22 protein-coding genes and 1 other RNA gene are annotated in these 26357 nt (G+C 56.3%); 4 read left to right on the top strand and 19 right to left on the bottom strand.

Going from position 1 to position 26357, the window contains the following annotated elements; all coding sequences use genetic code 11:
- The first annotated feature begins 74 nt into the window (after positions 1-74).
- Positions 75-1565: a Ppx/GppA phosphatase family protein gene (locus OSH09_RS11580; RefSeq protein WP_207873499.1), complete on the top strand. Its 1491-nt coding sequence runs from the start codon at positions 75-77 to the stop codon at positions 1563-1565.
- 281 nt (positions 1566-1846) lie between these two features.
- Here OSH09_RS11580 and OSH09_RS11575 read toward each other — a convergent pair whose 3' ends face one another.
- From OSH09_RS11575 to OSH09_RS11555, 5 genes are all read right to left on the bottom strand, one after another.
- Positions 1847-2629: a GNAT family N-acetyltransferase gene (locus OSH09_RS11575; protein WP_207873498.1), complete on the bottom strand. Its 783-nt coding sequence runs from the start codon at positions 2627-2629 to the stop codon at positions 1847-1849.
- A 68-nt stretch (positions 2630-2697) separates the two neighbouring features.
- Positions 2698-4041 carry a phosphoglucosamine mutase gene (gene glmM / locus OSH09_RS11570; protein WP_266121048.1) on the bottom strand — a complete coding sequence of 448 codons (1344 nt, stop codon included), beginning with the start codon at positions 4039-4041 and terminating at the stop codon, positions 2698-2700.
- Complete coding sequence (gene folP / locus OSH09_RS11565; RefSeq protein WP_266121047.1) at positions 4038-4880, bottom strand: dihydropteroate synthase; 843 nt, start codon at positions 4878-4880, stop codon at positions 4038-4040. The genes glmM and folP overlap by 4 nt, the downstream gene beginning before the upstream one ends.
- A 26-nt stretch (positions 4881-4906) precedes the next feature.
- On the bottom strand, positions 4907-6820 hold the full coding sequence (gene ftsH, locus OSH09_RS11560; RefSeq protein WP_207873496.1) for an ATP-dependent zinc metalloprotease FtsH: 1914 nt from the start codon (positions 6818-6820) through the stop codon (positions 4907-4909).
- 107 nt (positions 6821-6927) lie between these two features.
- Entirely contained in the window at positions 6928-7566 is a 639-nt protein-coding gene (locus tag OSH09_RS11555; protein WP_042483780.1) for an RlmE family RNA methyltransferase, read from the bottom strand.
- Positions 7567-7583: 17 nt separating this feature from the next.
- Here OSH09_RS11555 and OSH09_RS11550 point away from each other — a divergent pair, with 17 nt between their 5' ends.
- Entirely contained in the window at positions 7584-8180 is a 597-nt protein-coding gene (locus OSH09_RS11550) for a YhbY family RNA-binding protein (protein ID WP_207873494.1), read from the top strand.
- Positions 8181-8276: 96 nt separating this feature from the next.
- Here the strand turns inward: OSH09_RS11550 and greA are convergent, their stop codons facing one another.
- Both greA and OSH09_RS11540 read right to left on the bottom strand, forming a co-directional pair.
- On the bottom strand, positions 8277-8753 hold the full coding sequence (greA, locus tag OSH09_RS11545; protein WP_207873493.1) for a transcription elongation factor GreA: 477 nt from the start codon (positions 8751-8753) through the stop codon (positions 8277-8279).
- 397 nt (positions 8754-9150) lie between these two features.
- On the bottom strand, positions 9151-10476 hold the full coding sequence (locus OSH09_RS11540; RefSeq protein ID WP_266121046.1) for a solute carrier family 23 protein: 1326 nt from the start codon (positions 10474-10476) through the stop codon (positions 9151-9153).
- Positions 10477-10796: 320 nt separating this feature from the next.
- Between OSH09_RS11540 and OSH09_RS11535 the strand changes: the two genes are divergently transcribed.
- Positions 10797-11435, top strand: a complete 639-nt coding sequence (locus OSH09_RS11535; RefSeq protein WP_266121045.1) for a histidine phosphatase family protein — start codon at positions 10797-10799, stop codon at positions 11433-11435.
- Between the two features lie 21 nt (positions 11436-11456).
- Here the strand turns inward: OSH09_RS11535 and OSH09_RS11530 are convergent, their stop codons facing one another.
- The 4 genes from OSH09_RS11530 to carA all read right to left on the bottom strand — a co-directional run bounded on the left by OSH09_RS11530 (position 11457) and on the right by carA (position 17692).
- Entirely contained in the window at positions 11457-12227 is a 771-nt protein-coding gene (locus tag OSH09_RS11530; RefSeq protein ID WP_266121044.1) for an SDR family oxidoreductase, read from the bottom strand.
- 13 nt (positions 12228-12240) lie between these two features.
- Positions 12241-13137 (bottom strand): lipid A hydroxylase LpxO, encoded by an 897-nt coding sequence (gene lpxO, locus OSH09_RS11525; protein ID WP_266121187.1) that lies wholly within the window; start codon positions 13135-13137, stop codon positions 12241-12243.
- A 140-nt stretch (positions 13138-13277) separates the two neighbouring features.
- Complete coding sequence (gene carB / locus OSH09_RS11520; RefSeq protein WP_266121043.1) at positions 13278-16520, bottom strand: carbamoyl-phosphate synthase large subunit; 3243 nt, start codon at positions 16518-16520, stop codon at positions 13278-13280.
- An 8-nt stretch (positions 16521-16528) separates the two neighbouring features.
- On the bottom strand, positions 16529-17692 hold the full coding sequence (gene carA, locus OSH09_RS11515; protein WP_376912291.1) for a glutamine-hydrolyzing carbamoyl-phosphate synthase small subunit: 1164 nt from the start codon (positions 17690-17692) through the stop codon (positions 16529-16531).
- A gap of 168 nt (positions 17693-17860) precedes the next feature.
- Here carA and tal point away from each other — a divergent pair, with 168 nt between their 5' ends.
- On the top strand, positions 17861-18823 hold the full coding sequence (tal, locus tag OSH09_RS11510; protein ID WP_266121042.1) for a transaldolase: 963 nt from the start codon (positions 17861-17863) through the stop codon (positions 18821-18823).
- A gap of 136 nt (positions 18824-18959) precedes the next feature.
- Here the strand turns inward: tal and OSH09_RS11505 are convergent, their stop codons facing one another.
- The 8 genes from OSH09_RS11505 to ffs all read right to left on the bottom strand — a co-directional run bounded on the left by OSH09_RS11505 (position 18960) and on the right by ffs (position 26346).
- Positions 18960-19697 (bottom strand): class I SAM-dependent methyltransferase, encoded by a 738-nt coding sequence (locus tag OSH09_RS11505; protein ID WP_266121041.1) that lies wholly within the window; start codon positions 19695-19697, stop codon positions 18960-18962.
- 286 nt (positions 19698-19983) lie between these two features.
- The gene (locus tag OSH09_RS11500) at positions 19984-20778 is read right to left on the bottom strand and encodes an ABC transporter permease (protein ID WP_207873485.1); all 795 of its coding nucleotides are present in this window, start codon (positions 20776-20778) and stop codon (positions 19984-19986) included.
- 1 nt (position 20779) lies between these two features.
- Positions 20780-21586, bottom strand: coding sequence for an ABC transporter ATP-binding protein (locus tag OSH09_RS11495; protein WP_207873484.1), 807 nt, complete (start codon positions 21584-21586; stop codon positions 20780-20782).
- A complete protein-coding gene (locus OSH09_RS11490; RefSeq protein ID WP_207873483.1) occupies positions 21579-22619 on the bottom strand; it encodes an ABC transporter substrate-binding protein in 1041 nt (346 codons plus the stop codon). The genes OSH09_RS11495 and OSH09_RS11490 overlap by 8 nt, the downstream gene beginning before the upstream one ends.
- Positions 22620-22723: 104 nt before the next feature.
- Positions 22724-23335 (bottom strand): recombination mediator RecR, encoded by a 612-nt coding sequence (gene recR / locus OSH09_RS11485; RefSeq protein ID WP_207873482.1) that lies wholly within the window; start codon positions 23333-23335, stop codon positions 22724-22726.
- Entirely contained in the window at positions 23335-23661 is a 327-nt protein-coding gene (locus OSH09_RS11480) for a YbaB/EbfC family nucleoid-associated protein (protein ID WP_222667581.1), read from the bottom strand. Before OSH09_RS11480 ends, recR begins: the two co-directional genes overlap by 1 nt.
- Positions 23662-23703: 42 nt before the next feature.
- On the bottom strand, positions 23704-26133 hold the full coding sequence (dnaX, locus tag OSH09_RS11475; protein ID WP_266121040.1) for a DNA polymerase III subunit gamma/tau: 2430 nt from the start codon (positions 26131-26133) through the stop codon (positions 23704-23706).
- A gap of 115 nt (positions 26134-26248) precedes the next feature.
- Positions 26249-26346, bottom strand: an RNA gene (ffs, locus tag OSH09_RS11470) — signal recognition particle sRNA small type.
- Positions 26347-26357: the final 11 nt, after the last annotated feature.

The following is a 26357-nucleotide window of genomic DNA, read 5'->3' as shown; positions in this document are numbered from 1 at the left end:
TTTTCCGGTTCGTGTAACAAAACCCATGATTAATGTCCTTATAATCGCACAGTAATCATCCCGAGCGATGCCTCATGGAACAACTTCTTGCCGCTGTGGACCTGGGCTCCAACAGCTTTCGTTTATCCATTGGACGAGTGGTTCAGCACAACGGTCATGCCCAGATCTACACCATTGACCGGCTAAATGAATCCGTCCGACTCGCCGCTGGCATGGGCCCCGACAAGTACATCAGCCCCGATGCCATCGAACGCGCGGTCGTCATCCTGAAACGCTTTAACGAACGTCTGGCTGGATTTCACCCCAATCGTGTTCGCGCCGTGGCCACCAACACCTTTCGGGTGGCCCGCAATTTAAGCGAAGTACTGCCTGCGGCCGAAGCAGCTTTTGGCTTTCCTATCGAGGTCATTTCCGGCCACGAAGAAGCCCGCCTGATTTTCTCCGGTATCAGCAACGAACTGCCCCCCTCCCCCAATCGCCGTCTGATGATTGATATTGGCGGTGGTTCGACTGAAGTCATTATTGGCAAAGGCCTCAAGCCCTTGCTGCTGTCTTCCCTGTACATGGGCTGTGTCAGCTATACCGACAAATTCTTCTCCGATGGCGTGATCACCGAAGAGCGCATGAGCAATGCCATTCTGACGGCCCGCCGCGAGCTGGAAGGCATTACGCGTCAGTATCGCAAGACAGGCTGGCAGGAAGCCTATGGCTCCTCCGGCACCGCGAAAGGCCTGATCGCCATCCTGCAAGAAAATGGCATGTCCAAAAAGGGCATTACGCTGGAAGGCATGGAGCTGCTGCGCAAACGTCTGGTGCACGACGGCAAGGTGGACATGCGCAATCTCAGCGGCATCAAGCCGCACCGTGCGCCCGTGCTGGCGGCAGGTCTGGCCATCATGATGGCAGCCTTCCAGGAACTGAAGATTCGCCAGATGCTGCCTGGTGAGGGCGCGCTGCGTGTTGGGGTGCTCTACGACATGCTGGGCCGCGAATCGGAACACGATCAGCGCGACCAGACGGTTCAGCAGATGATGAAGCGTTATCAGATCGACACGCGCCAATCCCATCGTGTACACGATGCCGCCATGCAGTTTTTTGCGCAGTTGAAGCTGCCTGAATCGCCAGAAGTGCAAGAGCTGCAACGCCAATTGGGCTGGGCCGCTGATCTGCACGAAGTGGGCCTGAGCATTGCACATGCGGACTATCACAAGCACACGGCGTACGTGCTGGAACATGCTGATATGCCCGGTTTTTCCAACGACGACCAGATGCTGCTCAGTTTCCTGAGTCTGGGTCACCAGGGCAAGCTGGGCAAGCTCAAGCGCTTTGAAAGCAATAACGCCTGGTGGCTGACCTTGTTAAGCCTGCGCCTGGCCGTCATGCTGATGCGCCGTCGTGAAGACAGGGATACCTTGCCACTGAGCCTGCAAATGCGCGGCAAAACCGTCCAGATCCATCTGGATCATGAGTGGATGGCTAGCCATCCACTGTCCCAGGCGTCCTTGCTGGCCGAAGTACAGGCCTGGCAAACCGAGCTGAACGAGTTCAGCCTGGAACTGGTTTAAGCCCCTGCCCTGTATAGCCTAAGAATGCCGAGCCAGACTCGGCTTCTTAAGCTTGTTCGGGATGCGTAATGCGGCTCAGGCACAGGAAACCCAAGGATGCTGCTGCTCTCGCGATCCGGTCCCATTGGAATCGCCAAGGTTTGCTTACTAACTTGCTGACTTGCTGCCCATCAAACCATAAAAAACCCCCGAAAGTTGGATAGCTATCCAACTTTCGGGGGTTCTTTTTTAATCTGAGGGCCTTGTTTCAGCCCACACCCTTGGCACTACGCCACTGGCAATCAGACCAGGCCGAAGTGACGCTTGTAGCGCTCGTCCATGGCTTCCAGATCCAGCAAGACCGGGAAGTCTGCTGTATTGAAATCCGGGTCCCAGGCAGGCGCACCGCAAATCGTGGCTCCCAACTTCAGGTAGCCTTTGATCAACGGTGGAATACGCGCTGGCAAATCACTATTCAGGCGTTCGACCGGGTAGCGATTCAAAGGCTGCACATGCGGGATGTGCTTATTGTCCTGCATGGACTTTTGAGCCACACGCCACACTTCAGCGGCAGTGACCCCATCGTCACGCAGGCTGACGCTGGCGCAGCCAAGCAGGTAGCGATAGCCACCCACACGCGTCAGGGCGGCAATTCCACCCCACAGCATCATGATGGCCGAGCCATTACGGTAATCGGGATGGATGCAGGAGCGCCCCACCTCAACCAGGCTGGGCCGCAATGCAGCCAGGGCGCTGATATCAAACTCGGACTCTGAGTAATAGCCGCCCGCCTTATTGGCATTTTCAGGGGTCAGCAAGCGGTAGGTTCCAACAACCCGGTTTTCCTCGGGCTCGGTAACCATGAAATGCTCGCACCAGGGATCAAAGCGATCAATATCCAGACCATTATGCTGGTCTGGAAAGACGGCGTTCATTTCCTGGGTGAAAACCTGAAAACGCAAGCGCTGAAGGCATTCAAGTTCTGTCTGGGTACGAGCCAGACGCAAGGCCAAGCCTCCAACGGTATGACCTGCCCAAGTATTTCCCCAATCCACTTCAGTACGTTCGCGCTCAAGATTTAGCATCGTGATGACTCCAAACACTTTCGTGCATGATGCACAAACAATGTTTCAGGTATTTGATAGCCACATTACTATTTCATTAAATCCACTGCAAGCAAGGTATCGATACCTGCTTGAGCCAGATCCGCCTCTTCCGCTTCCACCATCAGCCGCAGCTTAGGCTCCGTGCCCGATGCGCGAATAAGGACTCGACCACGGTCGCCCAACATTTGCTCCACTTCCTGGGTAGCCTGTTGCAAACCTGCATGATTTTTCCAATCCTGGCCCGGCTGCAAAGGCACGTTGACCATGATTTGCGGGTACATCTTCAAACCATCCATCAATTCGGGCAGGCTCTTGCCGCTATGGCACAGCGCAGTCAAGACCTGCAAGGCGGCCACAATGCCATCGCCTGTGGTGTGCCATTCCAGACACAACAAGTGTCCCGAGCTTTCACCACCGAAGACCCAGCCTTTTTGCTGCATCAATTCCAGCACATAGCGGTCACCCACTTTCGCGCGGGCAAATTCCACGCCCAATTCCTGCATTTTCTTCTCGAAACCCAGGTTGGTCATGAGCGTGCCAACCACGCCTTTTACGGGCTGAGTCTGCAGGCGATCAGCAACAATTAGATACAATAGTTCATCGCCATTGTAGATACGACCCTGCGCATCCACCATTTGCAGACGGTCTGCATCACCATCCAGAGCGATGCCCAGATCAGCACTGTGCTTGCGTACTTCTTCAGCCAGCTTCTCGGGATAGGTGGCACCGACTTCCTGATTGATGTTGAAACCATCAGGCTGAACACCCACGGCAATAACTTCTGCACCCAGCTCGCGGAACACGTGTGGAGCGATGTTGTAAGCCGCGCCATGAGCGGCATCTACCACGATCTTGAGCCCGTTCAGGTTCAAATCGTTCGGGAAGGCGCTCTTGCAAAATTCGATATAACGACCTGCCGAGTCAGCCAGACGACGCGCGCGGCCCAGGGACTCGGACTTCACCCAATGCATGGGCTGGTCAATGGCTCGTTCAATTTTCAGCTCGATCTCGTCAGGCAACTTGGTGCCTTGAGCCGAGAAGAACTTGATACCGTTGTCGTAATACGGGTTGTGCGAGGCGGAAATCACAATACCGGCCGTCAGGCGCAGGGTACGCGTCAAATAAGCCACAGCGGGCGTAGGCACAGGGCCAGCCAGCAAAACATCGATCCCGGCGGCCGACAAACCCGCTTCCAGCGCCGATTCCAGCATGTAGCCGGAAATACGCGTGTCCTTGCCAATCACCACGGTGGGGCGACCTGTCCCTTCATACTGGGCAGCCAGAACCTGCCCGGCCGCGTAACCCAAACGCAGGGCGAATTCGGGGTTAATGGTTGGACCACCCACTTCACCGCGGACACCATCGGTGCCGAAATACTTACGATCGCTCATTCAGAGACTCCACATTCAACCGCGTTCCACACATCCAGCGCTTCGCGCGTGGCGGCTACATCATGGACACGGACAATTTTTGCGCCCCGTGCCACACAGGCAAGGGCTGCCGATAGACTGCCAATCAAACGCTCACTGGCGGGTTTCCCCGTGACATGGCCAATCATGGATTTGCGTGACAAGCCGATTAGCCAGGGGTAACCAGGCACTGCCGCCTGCTGCAAATCCCGTAGCAACTGATAATTATGTGCCGCTGTTTTACCGAAGCCAAAGCCGGGATCCAGCATGATACGCTCGGATTGAATCCCTGCGCTCACTATGGCGTCACATCGTTGTTGCAAAAAATGACGTACATCAACGACAACATCATCGTAGTGAACCTGCTCTTGCATGGTGCGAGGCTCGCCTTGCATGTGCATGATGCACAGACCGCAATTGGAGTCCTTGACGACCTCGATGGCACCGGGCATGCGCAAGGCGTAGATGTCATTAATCATGTCCGCACCGGCGGCAAGGCTGGCACGCATGACATCAGGTTTAAAGGTATCGACCGACAAGGCCACACCGCTATCACGCAAACCCTCGATCAGAGGGATGACACGCTCAAGCTCTTGTTCCAGAGAAACGGGCTCGGCACCGGGGCGAGTCGATTCGCCACCAATATCCAGAATGTCTGCGCCTTCGGCGATTAATTGACGGGCGTGGTCCAGCGCCCGAGGCAAATCATTGTGTGTATTGCCGTCATAAAAGGAGTCTGGGGTGACATTCACAATCCCCATAACCAAAGGGCGCTCCAGCCCAAACTGGAAGCGCCCACAAGACCACTCAGGGTAATTCATGAAATAGGCGTGGCCTATGTTGTAAGTTAAGCAACCGGCGTTGTCGCCGCGGCACCCTTGTCATCGGCTGGGCTAGGACCAGCGGCTGGTGGCGTAGAGCCATCGGAGGGTGTGTTGTCATTGCTGTTGGGCACGTGTGGAGCCCGTGGTGGCAAACCTTTCATGATGTCGTCGATCTGGTCGGCATCAATGGTTTCCCACTCCAGCAAGGCCTTGGCCATGGCATGCATCTTGTCCATATTATCTTCGATCAGCTTGCGAGCAACCGCGTACTGTTCGTCGATAATCTTGCGAATCTCGGAGTCCACTTTTTGCATGGTGGCCTCGGACACGTGCGTCGTTTTAGTGACGCTGCGGCCCAGAAACACTTCGCCTTCGTTCTCGGCGTAGACAACAGGACCCAAGGAGTCCGTCATGCCGTAGCGAGTCACGATGTCGCGGGCAATCTGCGTGGCACGCTCAAAGTCGTTCGATGCGCCCGTGGTCATTTGATTCATGAACACTTCTTCAGCGATACGGCCACCGAACAGCACGGCAATCATGTTCAACAGGCGCTCTTTGTCCATGCTGTAGCGATCGCCTTCCGGCAATTGCATGGTTACACCCAAAGCACGACCACGAGGAATGATGGTGACTTTGTGAACCGGGTCAGTCTTGGGCAGCATGCAAGCCACCAGAGCGTGACCGGCTTCGTGGTAAGCGGTGTTGCGACGCTCTTCCTCGGGCATGATCATGGTGCGGCGTTCTGCACCCATGATGATCTTGTCCTTGGCGCGTTCAAAGTCCTGCATATCCACAGTGCGGCCGTTACGGCGCGCAGCGAACAAGGCCGCTTCGTTAACCAGGTTGGCCAGATCAGCACCGGAGAAACCGGGCGTACCACGAGCCAGCACCACGGCGTCCACGTTGGGAGCCAAAGGTACTTTGCGCATGTGTACTTTCAGAATCTGCTCGCGACCACGGATATCAGGCAGGCCGACAACCACTTGACGGTCAAAACGACCAGGACGCAGCAAAGCGGGGTCCAGAACGTCAGGACGGTTGGTAGCAGCAATGACCAGTACGCCTTGGCCGGTTTCAAAACCGTCCATCTCAACCAGCAACTGGTTCAGAGTCTGTTCGCGTTCGTCGTTACCGCCGCCCAGACCAGCACCACGCTGACGGCCTACGGCGTCAATTTCGTCGATAAAGATGATGCAAGGCGATTGCTTCTTGGCGGTCTCGAACATGTCGCGAACACGGGAAGCACCCACACCTACAAACATTTCAACGAAGTCGGAACCGGAAATGCTGAAGAAAGGTACTTTGGCTTCGCCAGCAATAGCACGAGCCAGCAAGGTTTTACCAGTACCGGGCGAGCCGACCATCAGGATACCGCGGGGGATACGGCCACCCAGACGCTGGAAGCGAGTCGGGTCACGCAGGAAATCCACCAGTTCCTGTACGTCTTCCTTGGCTTCGTCGCAACCGGCAACGTCGGCAAAGGTAACTGGGTTAGTGTTCTCGTCCAGCAAACGCGCACGCGATTTACCGAAGCTGAATGCCCCACCCTTGCCACCACCTTGCATCTGGCGCATGAAAAACACCCACACGCCAATCAAGAGCAGCATGGGGAACCAGGAGATGAACAGGCTGGTCAGAAAGGAAGGCTCTTCGCGGGCTTTGCCCGATACCTGCACACCGGATTTCACCAGTTCAGGCACCATCCACAGGTCACCGGGGGACGTCAGCGAGTAGCTGCGGCCAGAATCCGGCGTGACATGCAGGGTATCGCCCTGAATATCTACCTTGCTGATGCGGCCGGAGCGGGCATCATTCATGAATTGTGTGTAAGTGACGCCATCAGTGGCTGGTGGCCGGCCGTCAAACTGCTTGAAAACAGTAAACAGCACCAGCGCAATAACCATCCAGATCGCGACTTTGGAAAACGAATTGTTCAAAGCCAATCTCCTGCGATTGCGATAACTTGCCCACTATGCTTACACATAGCTGAACAAGCGCCATACATAGTTCATTCTACCCGATTCGAAGACCGGCAAGTCATAAATTACCTGCCCTTCAAGCCTCGGGCAACAAGAAAGGTCTCGGCGGATTTATCGCGCGAAGCCTTGGGTTTACGCTCGACGACTCTGACAAAATTCTGCTTGAACGATTCCACGATCTGGGAAAACCCGCTTCCATGGAAGGCTTTGACGATCAGCACACCTTCATCGGTCAGATGCTGCAGGGCAAATTCCTGTGCCAGCTCGCATAAATGCTGGATACGGGCGGAATCAGCCGATGCCACACCAGACAAGTTGGGGGCCATATCCGAAATCACAAGGTCTACGGCTGCACCTTTTAGGGATTCTTGCAATTGCTCCAGGACGGAGTCCTCGCGAAAGTCGCCCTGCATGAATTCCACACCGGCAATGGGTTCCATTTCTAGGATATCCAGTGCGATAATGCGGCCATTGAGCACGCCGCCGGGACCGACCATGCGTTCCCGAATTAACTGCGACCAGCTACCCGGCGTAGACCCCAGGTCCACCACCACCTTGCCCTGAACCTGAATCTTCTCCAGATCCAATATTTCACTGAGTTTGAAGGCCGCACGCGCGCGATACCCTTTTTGTTGCGCCAATTTGACGTAAGGGTCATTTATATGCTGCTGAACCCACTCTTTAGAGAATTTTTTCTTGGCCATTCCCGTACAATCTCTTTATGCCAAAACTCAACCTTACACCTCATGAGCGCAGCGACCTTCGTGCTGCTGCTCACGCTCTGCGCCCAGTTGTCCTGATTGGAGACAATGGCCTGACCGAGGCGGTGCTCAAAGAAATCACCGTCCACCTGCAGGCTCACCAGCTCATCAAGATCCGTGTGGCCGGTGATGACCGTCAGGCCCGTCTGACCATGTTAGAACAAATCTGCGATGCGCTCGATGCTGCCCCTATTCATCATCTGGGCAAAATCCTGACCATCTACAGACCCAATATTGAACGCCCCCCAGTCTTGATGGGAGCGCCTGAAAAACCTACCCGTGCCGTGCGTAAGGCCTCGGAGCCCTACACACCCAAAAAACTGGCTGCCTCTGGTGTCCAGCGTACTCGCAGCACAGAACGTGCCCGCCGTGCGGAAATGAAAGCAGAACGCACTAGCACCCAAGAGAAAAAAGCGTCGGCCGCTCCACGCAGCCTTCAGAAATTCTCGTCGGTCAAACCGGCTGCTGCTCCACGTAGCAACACCAACCGTCCTGGCAGCGCCATGTCCTTGCGGGCCGGTGCTCGTCGCGGACTGGGCGGTTCGGGCAAACGCTAAACTGCCGTAAATTATAAGGCCCCGGCACAATGTACAGGGGCCTTTCTTTTGCGCGCTTGCATCAACAGCAGGCCAGGCCTGCTGTTTGAGGCGGCATCAAACGTAGTTGATGGTCAGGATTTCGTATTCACGAATACCGGCCGGTGCCTTCACCTCGACCACATCACCAGCGCTCTTGCCAATCAGGGCACGAGCAACAGGGCTGGAAATAGAGATCTTGTTGGCACGAATGTCGGCTTCAACATCACCCACGATCTGGTAAGTCACGGTGTTACCGGACTCCAGGTCCTCGATCTCGACCGTGGCACCAAACACGATACGGCCTTCGGCATCCAGCGTTGCGGGTTCGATGATCTGGGCATTGGACAAAGTGCCTTCCAGTTCGCTGATCCGGCCTTCAATAAAGCCCTGGCGCTCGCGCGCGGCATCATATTCCGCATTCTCGGACAAATCGCCCTGGGCACGCGCTTCGGCGATGGCGTTAATCACATCCGGGCGTTCCACCGTCTTGAGGCGGTGTAATTCGACTTGCAAACGTTGTGCGCCCTGCGCAGTCAATGGGATCGCAGACATAGTATTCCTGCTCAACAAGTAAAAGACGCTCCGTAGCAGGAGCGCCTGGAAAATAGGGGGATAACGATGATGGGGCAAACAATCAAACAGGTTGAATCGGCCGACTTGAAAGTCTTGCTGACCCTACAGCGTACATTCAAACACACTGCTCAAGCCAAACCTGCCGGCTGCCCCAATATGGCTTTTCTGATACAGAAGAATTCTGCTGCAGAAAAAAACCCCGCGAAGAACCGGGGTGTGAGATCTATTGTCGGCAAACTGCCTGAAAATAGCAAGCCCCTAAAACCCCTGTACAAAAAGACAGAAACCTGCCAGATAGGCCGTCTGTCACAAGCAGTCATGCGGATACTGGCTGGGCCTTTATAGCCCAGGCCAGTATTGATCAGCCTTGAGCGAATCAGGCCCGGCTTTGGCCCCGACCTCGCAACAAGGCGTGCAGCAAGATGGCACCAAAGGTGGCACAACCGATACCATCCAGACGGATCACGCCAAACTGCAAGGAGAAGTTACCTGCCCCCAGAATCAAGGTCACGGCAGCCACCAGCAGATTACGGTTATCGCTGAAATCCACCTGGTTGACCACCCAGATACGGGCACCAGCAATGGCGATCAGACCAAACACCACAATAGACATGCCACCCAGCACCGGGCCGGGAATGGACTGGATGACGGCGCCAAACTTGGGCGAGAAGCCCAGGAAAATCGCAATCACGGCAGCAAAGGCAAACACCAGCGTCGAATAGATACGGGTTGCCGCCATCACGCCGATATTTTCAGCGTAGGTTGTCACACCTGTACCACCTACCGAGCCGGACAACATGGTGGCGACACCGTCACCCACAAAGGCGCGCCCCAGGTAACCGTCCAGATCCTGCCCGGTCATCGCACTAACCGCTTTGATGTGGCCCAGATTCTCGGCCACCAGAATGATGGCCACCGGCACGATCACCGTCATGGCGTGAGCCTGGAACACAGGCGTGGCAAAGCTGGGCAGACCCAGCCAGTCCGCCGCCGCCACGGGAGCGAAATTGATCGGAGTGCCGTAGCCCATGACGTTAGTAAAGACCCAGTACAGCACGCAGGCCAGAGCCAGACCCACCAGAATCAGCAAGCGCTGGGCCACCCCACGGGTGTAGACCGCAATACCGCCCACACACAGCACGGTCATCAAAGCCATCATGGAATCGAAGGTGCCGCTACCCATGGCGCCTTTGGCTGCAATCGGTGCCAGATTCAGGCCGATCACGGCCACAATCGAACCGGTAACGACTGGAGGCATCCACTGGTTGATCAGACGCGCCGCACCGCCCTGAGTACGGGCATTGAACACCCAGACCAGCACACCAATCAGTGTATAGACCAGACCGCAGACAATAATGGCTCCCAGAGCCACGCCGATATTGGGATTGGGCCCGCTACCGGCATAACCGGTTACGGCGATCACACCACCGATAAAGGCAAAGCTGGAACCCAGATAGCTGGGAACACGGCCACCCACAAAAACGAAGAAAATCAGCGTACCAATACCGGACATCAAAATGGCCAGATTGGGATCAAAACCCATCAACAAGGGAGCCAGAATGGTGGAGCCAAACATGGCCACCACGTGCTGCGCGCCCATCGCAATGTTTTGCGGCGTGGCCAGACACTCGTCGGGCTGCACAACCGCATCGGGTTCGCTGCCGGATACACGGCGCCAACGCGGAAAGTAAGACTGAGACATAGGGGGTTCCAGAAAAGGAATAAAGAAATACAGCTGAATTCGATATACGGCAGCGCAGCAGGCAATAGTTCACTGGCTGATTCGTTGAGGCATGATTTTAAACGTGAAAGACTCAACAAGGCACCTGAAAATAAGGCAGTACGCGGTAAACCCCAACACAGCTCTAAGCAATAGTGGTTTCAAACTGCCTTTTGGCGTCGATGCTCGCGCTATATGCGGTATATACCCACTCTATCTGCCTGCTCTTGACTGGCCCATTACAATAGACAATCAGCCTGCCTTTGGCAGTCCGATCCCTTACCTGAATGATGGTTGCGAGCATGAGTACGTCTATTTGTCTGATCCGTCACGGTGAAACCGCCTGGAATGCCGTACGCCGTTTACAAGGCTGGCAGGATATAGAACTGAACGAGACCGGCCGCGAGCAGGCCCGTGCCCTGCAAAGCTATTTAAGCTCCCCGGCATTTCACATGCCTGTGAACGCCGTCATCAGCAGTGATCTGCAACGCGCCTCGGAAACGGCAGCAATAGCCTGTCAGCACTGGGATATTGAGATTCAGCAAACCCGGGGACTGCGTGAGCGCGGCTTTGGAACACTGGAAGGCCAGGCATGGGATGCAGCCGGTCGCCACGGCCCGGACCAGCCAGATGACACCGTGGATATCGACTACGCAGTAGAAGGTGGTGAGTCGCTACGCCAGTTCCAGACGCGGATACTGAGCTGCTTTGAGGAACTGTCCCAGCAGAATGCTGGCAAGAACCTGCTGGTTTTTGCACACGGTGGCGTTATTGATATGGTCTGGCGCAAACTGAATCAGCAGCCGCTGAATGCGAAACGCACTCACGCAATTCTGAATACCAGCCTGAACTTCTTCAGCATTGATGCAGCCTTGAACTGGACCTGTACGCAGTGGGGGCAGTTACCACATCTGAATACGGCGCTGGACGAGCAACGCTAAACGGCTTGTCTCCAGGCAAGCTCAGGAGTCTTTCTTCAGGCGCGGCTTGCGCGGTGCCCCACGGGCCAGGCGGTCGTAGAGCCAATTGGGGAGCAGACGCATCAGACGGGACACAATACCCATCGGCCAAGGAATCACCCGGTAGGAAATGCCCTGCTCTATCGTCTTGCGGGCTTTGCGGGCAAAGTCCTCGGCAGGCATCAGGAACGGCATGGAGTATGGGTTATGCGCCGTCATGGCCGTGCGGATATAGCCGGGGGTAATGGTGACAACGGATACGCCGTGCAGCGATAGCTCCAGACGCAGGCTCTCGCAATACGCAATTACTGCTGCCTTGGAGCTGCTGTAAGCACCCGCACCGGGCAAGCCACGAATACCAGCCACACTGGCAATGCCCACCAAAGTGCCCTCGCCTGCCGCTTTCATGGTGCCGATAAAGGGCTCGAAGGTCGCCACCATAGCCAGCAGATTCGTATCCACAATGGCTTTGAAGACAGCGAAGTCTTCGGTTTCTTCCGTCAAGGTGCCAGCGCTGATGCCTGCACTGGCAATAACCACATCAATCTTTTGCCCCGTGAACTGTAAAAAGTCCTGGGCAGCTTGATGCAAAGCGTCTCTGTCACGCACATCTGCAACGTAAATACGATGCTCGCCGGGCAGGCTGTCGGCCAGTGCCTGGAGCTCTTCCTGACGCCGTCCCAGCAAACCCAGGCTGGCCCCTTGAGCCGCATATTCCTGGGCCAGGGCTTTACCCAAACCGCTGCTGGCACCGGTGATAAAGACGGTTTGCATTGTCAGCCGCGCTTTACAGGAAGATCAAGGCAGCGATACCCAATACCAAAATCCATTTGAGGATGTAGTACAGGGTTTCGTTCTTTTTCTTGATCGCCTTGCCGAAGCGGCGCACGGCGTAAACCGTACCGAAAATACGATTGATACCGCCCGTGCGGTCGCCTTCCTGGTTGGGAGCGGCTGCCGCACGCAACAAGAATCCACCCACCGCATGGTTGATAGCCTGCGCCCAGCGGTAACGCATGGGGCGCTCTACGTCGGCAAACAGGATGATACGGTTTTGATCGGTCTTGTTTTCAGCGTAGTGAATAAAGGTCTCATCAAACACCACGGCTTCACCGTCGCGCCAGTAGTAGGTCTGGCCGTCTACGTCGATGTAGCAATCCGGGCTGTTTGGCGTCATCAAGCCCATGTGAAAACGCAGCGAACCGGCATAAGGGTCGCGGTGACGCGGCAAACGGGCACCCGGCGGCAAGGAGGTAAACATGGCCGCCTTGATGGACGGAATATCCTTGAGCAGATTGGTCGTCACCGGGCACAGCTCGCGGGCTGAGGGGTGGTCGGCGTCATACCACTTCAGGTAAAAACGCGTCCAGCCGGTTTTGAAGAAGGAGTTGAAGCCCGCATCGTTGTACTTGTCGGAAGCCTTGATATGTCCTTCGCCAAACAGTTGCTCGGCCTCGGCACGGATTTCGTCACAGTGCTCCAGCAGCTTGTTCAGCTCGGGAAAGTGCTTCAGATCCAGATACGGCTCGTTCGGTACTGCCGAAAAACCGTACATGAAGACGTTCAGAGGTGCCGTGAAGGTGGAATGGTCCAGCAACTGGCGGGAAAACCGGTGCCTGACTCGACCCCTGAAGTGCACCACAATCGTGCACACAATGAATAAGGCAAGAATGAACCATTTCACGACATGATCTCCAAAGAAGAAAACTTCTACGCCTGACAGGCTGTAGCCTGCATGCTGCCCCAATACGACGGCTTGGTCTTGTTGATGCAAGAACAAAAAAAGGCGCACCACTTAGGTGCGCCTTTCTGGCATGGTACGACTTAGTGTTTCGCGAGCAGAGCGTGCAGCTCTTGAACCGCGTAAACCTTCAAGCCATCGCCATGACGCAGATACTGTAGGCCTTGAACAGCCGCTACCGCACCGGCAATGGTGGTGTAGTAGGCCAGGTTGGCAGCCAGCGCATGTGTACGGATTGTACGCGAATCAACGATAGCGTTGCGACGCTCTTCAACCGTATTGATGACCAGGGAAACTTCGCCGTTCTTGATCATGTCCACAATGTGCGGACGACCTTCGGTAACCTTGTTCACCACTTGAACAGCCAGACCAGCCTGTTCGATAGCGGCGGCGGTACCGCGGGTAGCCACAACCTTGAAGCCCAGCGAGATCAGGCCACGAGCCACTTCAACTGCTTGTGGTTTGTCCTGGCCACGCACGCTGATGAAGGCCAGACCGCCTGTAGGCAGGGTTACGCTGGCAGCCATCTGCGACTTCACGAAGGCTTCGGCAAACGAGGTGCCCACGCCCATGACTTCACCGGTGGACTTCATTTCAGGTCCCAGAATGGTGTCTACACCAGGGAACTTCACGAAGGGGAACACGGCTTCTTTCACGCTGTAGTAAGGCGGCGTGATTTCTTCGGTAATACCTTGTTCGGTCAGAGTTTGACCGGCCATGGCACGAGCCGCAATCTTGGCCAACTGCAAACCAGTCGCCTTGGAGACGAAAGGCACCGTACGCGAAGCACGTGGGTTCACTTCCAGCACGTAAACATCACCGTCCTGAATGGCGAACTGTACGTTCATCAAGCCCTTCACGTTCAAGGCCTTGGCCATGAGTGCGGTCTGGCGCTTGATTTCAGCTACGGTTTCGTCGCTGAGCGAGTAAGGAGGCAAGCTGCAAGCGGAGTCACCGGAGTGAACACCTGCCTGCTCGATGTGTTGCATCACACCGCCCACAAAGACGCGCTCGCCATCGGCCAGGCAATCCACGTCGACTTCAGTGGCGTTGTTCAGGAAGTGATCCAGCAGCACAGGCGAGTCATTGCTGACTTTGACCGCTTCGCGCATGTAGCGCTCCAGGTCTTGCTGTTCATGCACGATTTCCATGGCACGGCCACCCAGCACGTAGCTTGGGCGCACCACCAGTGGGTAACCGATTTCGGCAGCCAGAGAAATGGCTTCGCCTTCGGTACGGGCGGTACGGTTTGGCGGCTGACGCAGACCCAGCTTGGTCAGCAGCTTCTGGAAGCGCTCACGGTCTTCGGCCACGTCAATGGATTCCGGGCTGGTACCGATGATAGGTACACCGTTGGCTTCCAGAGCACGTGCCAATTTCAAAGGAGTCTGGCCACCGTACTGAACGATGGTGCCCACTGGTTTTTCGATGTGGACGATTTCCAGCACGTCTTCCAGAGTCAGAGGCTCGAAGTACAGACGATCGGAAGTGTCATAGTCGGTAGAAACCGTTTCGGGGTTGCAGTTGACCATGATGGTTTCGTAACCATCTTCGCGCAATGCCAGCGCAGCGTGCACGCAGCAGTAGTCAAACTCGATACCCTGACCAATACGGTTAGGACCACCACCCAGAACAATGATCTTCTTCTTGTCCGTAGGGTTGGATTCGCACTCTTCCTCGTAGGTCGAGTACATGTAGGCCGTATCGGTGGAGAACTCGGCCGCGCAGGTGTCCACACGCTTGTAGACAGGACGCACGTTCAGTTGGTGACGCAGTTTGCGCACTTCCGATTCCACGGTATCCAGCAAGAAAGCCAGACGGCGGTCGGAGAAACCACGACGCTTCAGACCGAACAAGGTGTCGCGGTCCAGATCGGCCAGCGTCTTTTGTTCCAGAGCCAGCTCGATGTCCACGATCTCTTTGATCTGGGCCAGGAACCAGGGGTCGATCTTGGTCAGGTTGTGAACTTCGTCCAGAGTCAGACCTTGAGCGAAGGCATCGCCCACGTACCAGATACGCTCTGGACCGGGTTCGCCCAGCTCGACCTGCAGTTTTTCGCGGTCGGTAGTTTTCTGGTTCAGGCCATCTACACCCACTTCCAGGCCGCGCAGGGCTTTCTGGAAGGATTCCTGGAAAGTGCGGCCAATGGCCATCACTTCACCCACGGATTTCATCTGGGTGGTCAGACGCGAGTCGGCCTGAGGGAACTTCTCGAAGGCGAAACGTGGCACTTTGGTGACCACGTAATCGATGGTGGGCTCGAACGAAGCGGGGGTAGCACCACCGGTAATTTCGTTCAGCAGCTCGTCCAGGGTGTAACCCACGGCCAGACGCGCAGCGATCTTGGCGATAGGAAAACCCGTTGCCTTGGAAGCCAGGGCCGAGGAGCGGGACACACGTGGGTTCATTTCGATAACGATCATGCGGCCGTTATCGGGGTTCACCGCAAACTGTACGTTCGAGCCACCAGTATCCACACCGATTTCGCGCAGTACGGCGATCGATGCATTACGCATGATCTGGTATTCGCGGTCAGTCAGGGTTTGGGCAGGAGCCACGGTGATGGAGTCACCGGTGTGCACACCCATGGGGTCCAGGTTTTCAATGGAGCACACAATAATGCAGTTGTCGGCGCGGTCGCGCACGACTTCCATTTCAAACTCTTTCCAACCCAGCAGCGATTCTTCAATCAGCAGCTCTTTGGTCGGCGATGCTTCCAGACCACGGCGGCAGATGGTTTCAAATTCTTCCGGGTTGTAGGCGATACCACCGCCTGTACCACCCAGCGTGAAGCTGGGGCGGATAACCACGGGGAAACCGGCTGTGCCGATGTCTTCCGCAATACGCTTTTGAACCGCCCAGGCTTCGTCCATGGAGTGGGCCACACCGGACTTGGCGGACTCCAGACCAATGGACGTCATGGCGTCTTTGAACTTCAGGCGGTCTTCCGCTTTTTCAATGGCGGCTGCATTGGCACCGATCAGCTCGACACCGTATTTTTCCAGCACGCCATGCTTGGCCAGATCCAGTGCGCAGTTCAGCGCAGTTTGGCCGCCCATGGTGGGCAAGAGCGCATCGGGACGCTCTTTTTCAATGATTTTCTCGACCGCTTGCCAGGTAATGGGCTCGATGTAGGTCACATCGGCTGTATCCGGGTCAGTCATGATGGTGGCCGGGTTGCTGTTGACCAGCACAGTCCGGTAACCCTCGGCCTTCAGGGCCTTACACGCCTGAGCTCCCGAGTAGTCGAATTCACAAGCCTGACCAATGATGATCGGGCCTGCGCCAATGATAAGAATGCTTTTTAAGTCTGAACGCTTTGGCATAGTGCGATTTATTTATTGGCCTGGTGAGCAGCCATCAGGCTGATGAATTTGTCGAACAGCGAGGCAATATCGCGCGGGCCGGGAGTGGCTTCGGGGTGACCCTGGAAGCAAAACGCGGGGCGATCTGTCAACTCGAAGCCTTGCAGGCTCTGGTCGAACAAAGAGATGTGCGTAACCTTGGCATTGGCTGGCAGGGTTGTGGCATCCACCGCAAAGCCATGATTCTGGCTGGTGATGAACACACGGCCACTGGCCAGTTCTTGCACAGGGTGGTTGGCACCGTGATGGCCATTCTTCATTTTCAAGGTCTTGGCACCGACGGCCAGGCCCAGAATCTGATGACCCAGACAAATACCAAACACAGGCAGCTTGCGCTCCAGCAAGCCCTTGCAGGCTTCGATGGCGTAATCGCAAGGCTCCGGGTCGCCAGGGCCGTTGGACAGGAACACACCATCTGGCTCGTAAGCCAGCACATCCGCCAAAGGTGTCTGCGCAGGCACGACGGTAACTTTGCAGCCACGGTCTGCCATCAAACGCAAGATGTTGGCTTTGACACCAAAGTCGTAGGCCACCACGTGGAAGCGGTCTGTTGCAGGCTTACCGAAGCCTTGGCCCAATTCCCAGGAACCTTCGGACCAGTCGTAGGATTTGTCGGTGGTGACCACTTTGGCCAGATCCTGACCTTTCAGGCCAGGGAAAGAACGAGCCAGTTCCAGCGCACGCTCGGCATCGTCACCCACGAAAATGCAGGCGCCCATGGAGCCTTTTTCGCGCAGGATGCGGGTCAGTTTGCGTGTATCGATACCCGAGATAGCCACAACGCCCTGAGCTTTCAGGTAGTCAGGCAAAGACTGGGTGGAGCGGAAGTTGGACAGGCGAGCGGGACAGTCGCGAATAACAAGCCCGGCAGCATGGGCTTTGGTGGATTCGGAGTCCTCTGGATTGACACCGGTATTACCGATGTGCGGATAGGTAAGCGTAACAATTTGACCGCTGTAGCTTGGGTCTGTCAGGATTTCCTGATAGCCCGTCATGGCTGTATTGAAAACGATCTCAGCAACACAGTGCCCCTCGGCACCGATTGATACCCCTTTGAATAGGGTTCCATCCGCCAGGGCTAGGATAGCACTAGTGATAGTGCGGGACTCCTCAGGAAATAAAGACGGCAGCACGTTAAAAACCCCGGTTCTGAAATTAATATTAAACCTTCTGATTATATGCTCAAACAGCCATCTTCCGGTAGTTTCTCGGTAATAACACTGAAATCAGGCGCGAAACCATGGGAAATCGACTACAGTAATCGATTGGTTTGATGGCTTTGCGATGGACTAGTAACAGACATGACTACTCAGCTTGACTCTCTGCGCCAGTGCACAACCGTAGTGGCCGACACGGGCGATTTTGAAGCGATGCGCGCGTATCGCCCTACCGATGCAACAACCAATCCTTCCCTGATTCTGAAGGCTGTCCAGCAGGCGGCCTATCGCCCCTTGCTCGATCGCGTCATCGCCGACCACCCCAACGCCAGCCTGGCTGAAACCAGCGATTTGCTGCTGGTTGCCTTTGGCCGCCAGATTCTGGACATTGTGCCCGGCCGCGTCTCCACCGAAGTAGATGCCCGCCTGTCCTTTGACACCCTGGCCAGCGTCGAGCGCGCCCGCCACATCATCCAGCATTACGAAAAAGCCGGTATCGCCCGCGAACGCGTGCTGATCAAACTGGCCAGCACCTGGGAAGGCATTCAGGCCGCCCGGACGCTGCAAGCGGAAGGCATCAACTGCAACCTGACCCTTCTGTTCTGTCTGCCGCAAGCCATTGCCTGCGCCCAGGCCAAAGTCACCCTGATCTCGCCCTTTGTGGGCCGTATCTACGACTGGTTCAAGAAAACTGCCGGTCAGGACTGGGACGAAAGCGCCAATCAGGGCGAGAACGACCCCGGCGTGCGCTCGGTACGCAGCATTTACGAATACTACAAAACCTATGACATCCCTACGGAGATCATGGGCGCCAGCTTCCGTAACATCGGCCAGATCAAGGCCCTGGCCGGTTGCGATCTGTTGACCATCAGCCCCGAGCTGCTGGGCCAGTTGGATGCAGCCCAGGGTGAAGTCCCTGCCATGCTGGATGTAGCCCGCGCCAAGGCCGTTGCGCCGGAATGGCGTGCCAGCAATGAAATCACCTTCCGTACGGATTTGAACCAGGATGCGATGGCGACGGAGAAGCTGGCCGAAGGCATACGCCAGTTCACCGCTGACGGTATCAAACTGGATGCCCTGATTCAGCAGGCACGCCAGCAGGCTTGAGTCCCGGGCCATAGCGATATAGAAAGGGGCTTTGCACCATGCAAAGCCCCAAAAAACGCCCTCTTCCTGAAAAGTGATCTACACCCTGCTCGGGTTTCGCTTATCACCTCTTCTAAAACAGCATTTACATCCTCTCTCAGCGCCCACACAACAAGCTGATTTGTGGACAGTTCAATCCATAGTTATCCCAGAAACCGGGCGGATAGGCATCCAGTGCCTGCCGGGTAACAAGCGGCGCTTGCCAGCGAAAAGATCGAAAGCCTGCTTTTTTCAAAGCAGCTTCATAGTGCTGCTTGCCCCAGCGATGGTAAGTAAACTGGATCGGTGGCCCCACATTGAAATGGGCGGTATGCCGAAAACCCTCGTGGTACGGTTCCTCGGTCAGCACTTTCAAACCGTACTTGGCCACATCCTCTTTTCCCAATTGAAAGTCCGGGTTCACGGTGTAAGCCACCAAACGGCCATCGGGTTTGAGGTTATCCGCCACCGCCTGAAACATCTGCTCCAGCTCCTGCACCGAGCGTGCGTAATTGAACAGAAAAGCCGCAATGGCCCGGTCAAACTGCCCGATCACACCCATTTCCAATACATCTCCCACCCGGAACTCGATATCTTCGTTTTGTTGTCGGGAAATATCCTTGGCCTGATTAATCATGCTCTCCGAGATATCCACCCCCACCACCCTGTCTGCGCCCTGCTCATAAGCAGCACGCCCAAAGAAGCCATAGCCACAGGCCAGGTCCAGCACAGACTTGCCGTTCACGTCTCCCAGCAATTGCTCCACAGTGGCCACCTCCGCCAAGCGGGCGGGTGAGGTTCGGTTGAACTCCTCGTATATGCTGCCGATTGCGTTGTAATCATGCTTTTTTTCCATGTTCAAATCTCCATCTCCGTTTGTCTGAAAACAAAACTACGATGTCTTGAGACTGCTTGAACCCACCGATCACGCGGTACGGCCTTTTTCTATAGCATTTTGTCGGCGCTACCATCGCAGGGAAAAAACATGCCCCTGCATTCCCGGATCTTTTTCTATCTATTTAAGTGCCTAACTGTTTCCTTGCTCCTACCACGAGGGGCAAGCATAAAAAAACCGGCTCCTGAAACAGGAGCCGGTTTTCAACGCATAGCCAAGTTAGCCGATGACTTGCTCAGGCATACGATCAGAGCTTTTCTGTACCGCCACCCTGAGGCCGCCAGGCCAGCAGGCGATCTTCAAACACACTGACCAGACCATCCAGAATCAGCGCAAATACCGTGAGCACCACAATACCGGCGAACACCGTATTCACATCCAGCGTGCCCTCTGCCTGCAGGATCAGATAACCGACGCCACTGGCTGAACCCAGGTACTCGCCCACCACAGCCCCCACAAAGGCCAGACCGACCGATGTGTGCAAGCTGGAAAACACCCAGCTCGTAGCCGAAGGAATGTAGACATGGCGCAGCAACTGACGACGGCTGGCACCCAACATGCGGGCGTTATCCAGCAGCGTGGAGCTGACTTCACGCACACCCTGGTACACGTTGAAGAACACGATAAAGAACACCAGCGTCACCGCCAGAGCAACCTTGGACCAGATACCCAGGCCGAACCACATGCCGAAGATAGGCGCCAGAATCACGCGAGGCATGGAGTTGGCCGCCGTCAGGTACGGGTCCAGCAAGGCCGCCGCACGGGGAGAAAGCCCCAGCCACAGGCCACAAGCCAGACCGGCAATCGTACCAATGGCAAAGGCCAGCAGGGTTTCGCTCAAGGTCACGCCCAGGTGCAGGTAAATATCACCATTGGTGACGAACCAGGCCCAGATCACCTTGACCACTTCCAGTGGCTGTCCAAAGAAAAAGGCCACTTTGGGGTCCAGCGTGAAGAAATGCCAGGCAGCCAGAATGACGATGAGCAGCGAGATTTGCCAGCCGCGCAGGGCCAGCTTGGATCGAGTAATAGATTTAGACATATCAGGCACGCTTTTGCTGGGCATAACCCTTCAGAACTTCATCACGCAAGACGGCCCAGATTGCCGCATGCAATTCGACAAAGCGGGGGTCATTGCGTACTTCGGCCACGTCGCGAGGGCGTGGAAGATCGACATGAAATTCGCCGATGGGATGAGTGCCCGGCCCGGCCGACAGAACCACCACCCGATCGCTCATGGCAATGGCCTCGTCCAGGTCGTGCGTAATGAACAGCACGGCTTTACGCTGCGCCATCCAGATCTCCAGCACTTCGTTTTCCATCAATTGACGGGTCTGAATGTCCAGCGCCGAGAATGGCTCGTCCATCAGAATGATGTCGGGATCACGAATCAGGGTCTGAGCCAGCATGACGCGTTTGCGCATGCCGCCAGACATTTGATGCGGGTAACGATCCCCGAAGCCACCCAGGCCAACTCGCTTGAGCCAGTCCTGCGCACGTGCTCGGGCTTCGTCCTGCGGGACACCGGCAAACTCCAGACCGGCCATCACGTTGGACTCGGCACTGCGCCAGGGCATCAGTGCTTCGCCCTGGAACATGTAGCCAGCGCGCTCGTTCACCCCTTCCAGGGGTTTGCCAAACACGCGCACTTCACCTGACGAAGGGGTCAGCAAGCCTGCCCCTACGTTCAGGAGCGTGGACTTGCCGCAGCCTGTTGGCCCTACAACCGATACAAACTCGCCTGGCGCGATATTCAGGCTGGCATCACGGACGGCGGTGTAAGTACCCTTGCCATCACGCGATGCGAACACACAACTGATGTTGTCTAATGAAAGTGCTGCCTCAGACATTGGGGTACTTCTTGTTGGCATTGTCGACAAATTCGTTGGTAAAGATCTTGCTGGTATCGATCTTGGATGCGTCCAGATTCGGCACAAAAGCGGCCAGTGCATTCAAGGCGGTAGCGGGGCCATCTGCATCTACGCGGCCATCGGGCGAGAGCGCTTCTTTATTGGCGTCCAGACATTGCTTGTAAAGCTCTACGTCACCCAGCAGGTAGGTAGCAGGCACGGTCTTGGCAATGGTTTCGGCATCATTGGCCTGAATCCATTTGTCGGCACGCACGATGGCATTGGCCAAAGCCTGAGCCGTATTCGGGTTCTTGGTGATGAATTCTTCAGACGCGTACAAGCAGGCCGAAGGCATATTGCCGCCAAAAATGGTCTTGGTGTCGGCAACGGTACGCGTGTCAGCAATAACGCGGACTTCGTTTTCTTTCAGCAAGGTGCCAATAACCGGGTCCAGGTTGGCCATGGCATCGATCTGACCCGTACGCATGGCGGTCACGGCACCGGCGCCAGCGCCTACACCGATAAAGGCCACGTCCGACGGTTTCAGACCGTTCTGTTCCAGATAGAAGTTGACCATCATATTGGTCGAGGAACCCGGTGCAGTCACACCGATTTTCTTGCCTTTCAGGTCGGCTGGCGACTTATAGTCAGGCATCGTCTTGTTGGACACAGCCAGAACAATGGCTGGTGCACGCCCCTGCTGCACAAAGGCGCGGTACATCTGCCCCTTGGACTGCAAGTTGATAGTGTGTTCAAACGCACCCGATACCACATCGGCGCTACCGCCCACGACGGCTTGCAGGGCTTTGGAGCCACCGGCAAAGTCCGCCACCTTGACTTTGAGACCTTCGTCATCAAAGTAGCCATTGATCTCGGCAATGGACAAAGGCAGGTAATAGATCAGCGCTTTGCCACCGACGGCAATCGTGATGTTCTTTTTTTCGATTTCTTGCGCACGGGCCAGAGTTGGCAAGGACAGCGCCAGTCCCGATGCTCCAACCAGTTTGAGTGCATGACGACGTGTCAGTTTCATGGCAATCCCCTTCTTGTTGTTGGTCATTAACTTTTTAGGTTTAATACTTATACTAAAAACAAAAGGGGGTGTCCCCCCCTTGTCCACTAAGCGGTCAAACCTGATTAGGTGGCGCGACGCTCCATTAGCGCCCAGGCAATGGTACTGGGGTCTACATACTCCAGTTCGCTTCCCGCTGGCACACCGCGGGCCAGACGAGTCACTTTCAAACCTTGGCTACTGAGCATCTCCGCCAGATGATGGGCGGTGGTTTCGCCCTCTGCGGTGAAATTGGTCGCTAGTATCACTTCCTGCACTTGGCCATCACCAGCTCGCTCTAGCAAGCGGTCAAATTGCAAGGCATCCGGGCCTATGCCTTCCAGCGGCGTCAAACGCCCCATCAGCACATAGTAAAGGCCTCGATAGCCATGCGTGGCCTCGATCATGTTTTGATCAGCAGGCGTCTCCACCACACACAACAACGCCGGATCACGGCGGGGATTGGCACAGGTTTCACAGATAGGTTGAACAGTGAAACCATTGCAGCGCTGACAGTGCTGCAATGCCGTAGTGGCATGTTCAAGAGCGCGGCTCAATTGGTCGGCGCCTACCAGATCGTGTTGCAACAAGTGGTAGGCCATGCGGCGAGCACTACGCTCGCCCACACCGGGTAGCCGACGCAGAGCCTGGATCAGAGCCCGAAGCGGTTCGGGCTCAGCGATCTGCGGTTCGTTCATTAGAACGGCAGCTTCATACCGGGTGGCAGTGGCAGGCCAGCGGTCACACCCGCCATTTTTTCCTGCGAAGTTGCCTCGGCTTTGCGCTGTGCATCGTTAAAGGCAGCAGCAATCAAATCTTCCAGCATCTCTTTTTCGTCTTCCAGCAGGCTGGGGTCGATAGAGACGCGGCGCACATCATGGCGGCAGTTCATGGTGACCTTGACCAGACCACCACCGGAAACGCCTTCGACCTCGATATCGGCCAAGGCTTCCTGGGCCTTTTTCATGTTTTCCTGCATTTGCTGCGCCTGGCGCATCAAGCCGGCAATCTGACCTTTCATCATGGTTTGGTTTTCCTGATTGATTTAAATTGACAAGGGGCCATTTCAGGCGGCCCGAACCAAAGGAGTTGCCTTGATCGACCCTGCTTTGACGCTACCGTCAAAATCCTGGATCAGGCTCAAGACAAAGGGATCCCGGGTAACTTGCTCTTCAGCCTGCCGTTGGCGTTCGGCCAGCTTGGCCTGCTCCACGGCATGCGCGGTGGCATCACCGGTATCCCCGTATTCGATCACCAACTGAATGGACTGGGCAAAGTATTCCGACAAGACGGTGCGCAAGCGCGCTTTGCCCTGGCTGCCTTCAGTGGCCTTGATTTTGGCACGCAGGTGAATTTCCTGCCCTTTCACACCCAGCCATTCGCTTTGACGAGCCAGTTCAGCGGCCCAGCCACTTAATGGCAGACTGGTGGCGACATCGGGCCAGGTCTCTGCTTTCATCCCACCCAGACGCACCACACGGGGGCTGTCCGAGCCGCTTTGCGGTACGGGCAAACCCAGTTCGGTGTCGGGCATGAAACGATCAGACATGGACACGGAGGGCACATCGCCCTCTTCTTCGGCCAGGGCCGCGTCCATATCCAGGGGTTGATAATTCTCGAACTCTTCGTCCATGCCCTCGGACACCCAGGCGGGCTCTTGCTGGCCATCCTGAATCGCTACCGCAGCGGAAGCGTCCTCTGCCACGGGCTCCACACGAGTGGCAGCCTGGGCCTGGGAAGACATCAGGGGTTGAGCGCTACTCTTGCCCTGAGCTTTGGAAGGTTCTGCGGCAGGGTCGGCAGAGGAGTCTACCTGGCCTGCGGAGGTGGACTCTGCGGCTGGCTGGGCTGACGGAGCGGAAGGCGTTGATAGCGCTTGGGCGGCTTCAACAGCGCTGTTGTCAGCAACTGCGGTCGCAGCTTCTTGAGGCTGACTGGTCGCGGACCGGGCGTCAAAATTTGCATCCGCTGGGGCAGACTCTGAAGAGTCATAGCTGACCCCTGCACCGGCAGGCTCAGGGGCATCTTCCCAGGCAGGGACAAAATCGTCGTCCGCAGGAATGGATTCTTCGACAGGCGCTGCTTGGGCTGCATGAGCACTAGCAGCGTCAGCGGCCGGAGCGTCTGCAGGGGCAGAGGCTTGTGCCTGCTGAGACGCAGCCTGTGGATCAGACACAGGCGGAGTTGTTTGCACTGCATGTGCCGTTTGCGTGCTCGGCTCTGTTTGGGCACCCTGCGCAGCTTTCTGTACAGGCGCGGCAGAAGCAGCGGCATCAACAGGGACTGCAGAAGCAGCCACTGAAGCAACTGGAGCTGTCGCAGGAGCGGGAGCAGCCTGAGCCGCACCAGCACCAGCACCAGCAGTATCAGCCCCCGAAGGCCCTGCTGGCGGTGGCACATAGGCCGAGACGGGCTCGGGCAACAAGGCCAGCATACGCAAGCACGCCATCACAAAACCGGCGTACTCATCAGGCGCCAAAGACAGCTCCTGGCGGCTATGCACGGCTACCGAATAAAACAACTGCACATGATCAGGCGAGAGTGTAGGCGCCAATTGCCGCACCGCCGCTGCCAGGGGATCATCATCAGAAATCGTGCCGGGAATGCGTTGCTCGATGGCGATACGGGACAGCAAAGTTGCCAGATCAGCCAGAGCGCCCGAGTAAGACAGACCACGCAAGGCCAGATCATCGGCCACACCCATAATGGCCTGCGCATCGTAAGCGACCAGCGCTTGCAGCAATTGCGCCAGGTGGCGTTGATCAATCGTGCCCAACATGGCTTGCACGGCCTGAGCGCTAAGATCGCCAGCACTATAAGCAATGGCCTGATCGCTAAGCGACAAGGCATCCCGCATGGAGCCATCAGCCGCCTGCGCCAGCAAACGCAAGGCGGGCAGCTCGAACTGCATTTCTTCCTGGGTCAGAATGTCTTGCAGGTGGCCCACAATCGCAGGCACCGTCATCTGCTTCAAATTGAATTGCAGACAGCGCGACAAGACCGTCACGGGGATTTTTTGCGGGTCCGTGGTCGCCAGAATGAATTTGACGTGCGCTGGCGGTTCTTCCAGCGTCTTGAGCATGGCGTTAAAGGCGTGCCCGGTCAGCATGTGAACTTCGTCAATCATGTAGACCTTGTAACGACCCGAGCTGGGGGCGTAGACCGCCTGCTCCAGCAACTGGGTCATTTCCTCCACCCCCCGGTTGGAGGCGGCGTCCAGCTCTACATAATCAATAAAACGGCCAGCATCAATCTCAGTACAAGCGCGGCAAACGCCACAGGGCTTGGAGGTGATGCCGGTTTCGCAGTTCAGCGACTTGGCCAGAATACGCGACAAGGTGGTCTTGCCCACGCCGCGTGTGCCCGTAAACAGCCAGGCATGGTGCAGGCGTTGGGTATCCAGAGCGTGCGTCAGTGCGCGCACCACGTGGTCCTGACCAACCAGGGTGTCAAAGGAGCGAGGGCGCCACTTGCGGGCCAGAACGAGATAGGTCATGCGAATTCCGGACGGCGTGAACCATCAATACAAATAAGCGAAAGGAAAAGTGTACCGGATTCGGTGCTGAAGGGAAGCAGATAGACCGGGCGCGCATAACCCGATAAGCAAATGAAGTGGCGAGCCTGACTCCGGCACTGATTCTGCACGGCTGTGGCTGCTTCGTTCCCGACCTGACCAGATTCACCGCCGAACCATGCGGAGGGGCCCGCCGACCAGTAGTG

The organism is Alcaligenes parafaecalis, assembly GCF_026344135.1.
GTDB classification, from domain to species: Bacteria; Pseudomonadota; Gammaproteobacteria; order Burkholderiales; family Burkholderiaceae_B; genus Alcaligenes; species Alcaligenes parafaecalis.
The sequence above is the reverse complement of the archived record's forward strand: the minus strand, read 5'-3'. Positions and strand labels throughout refer to the sequence as shown.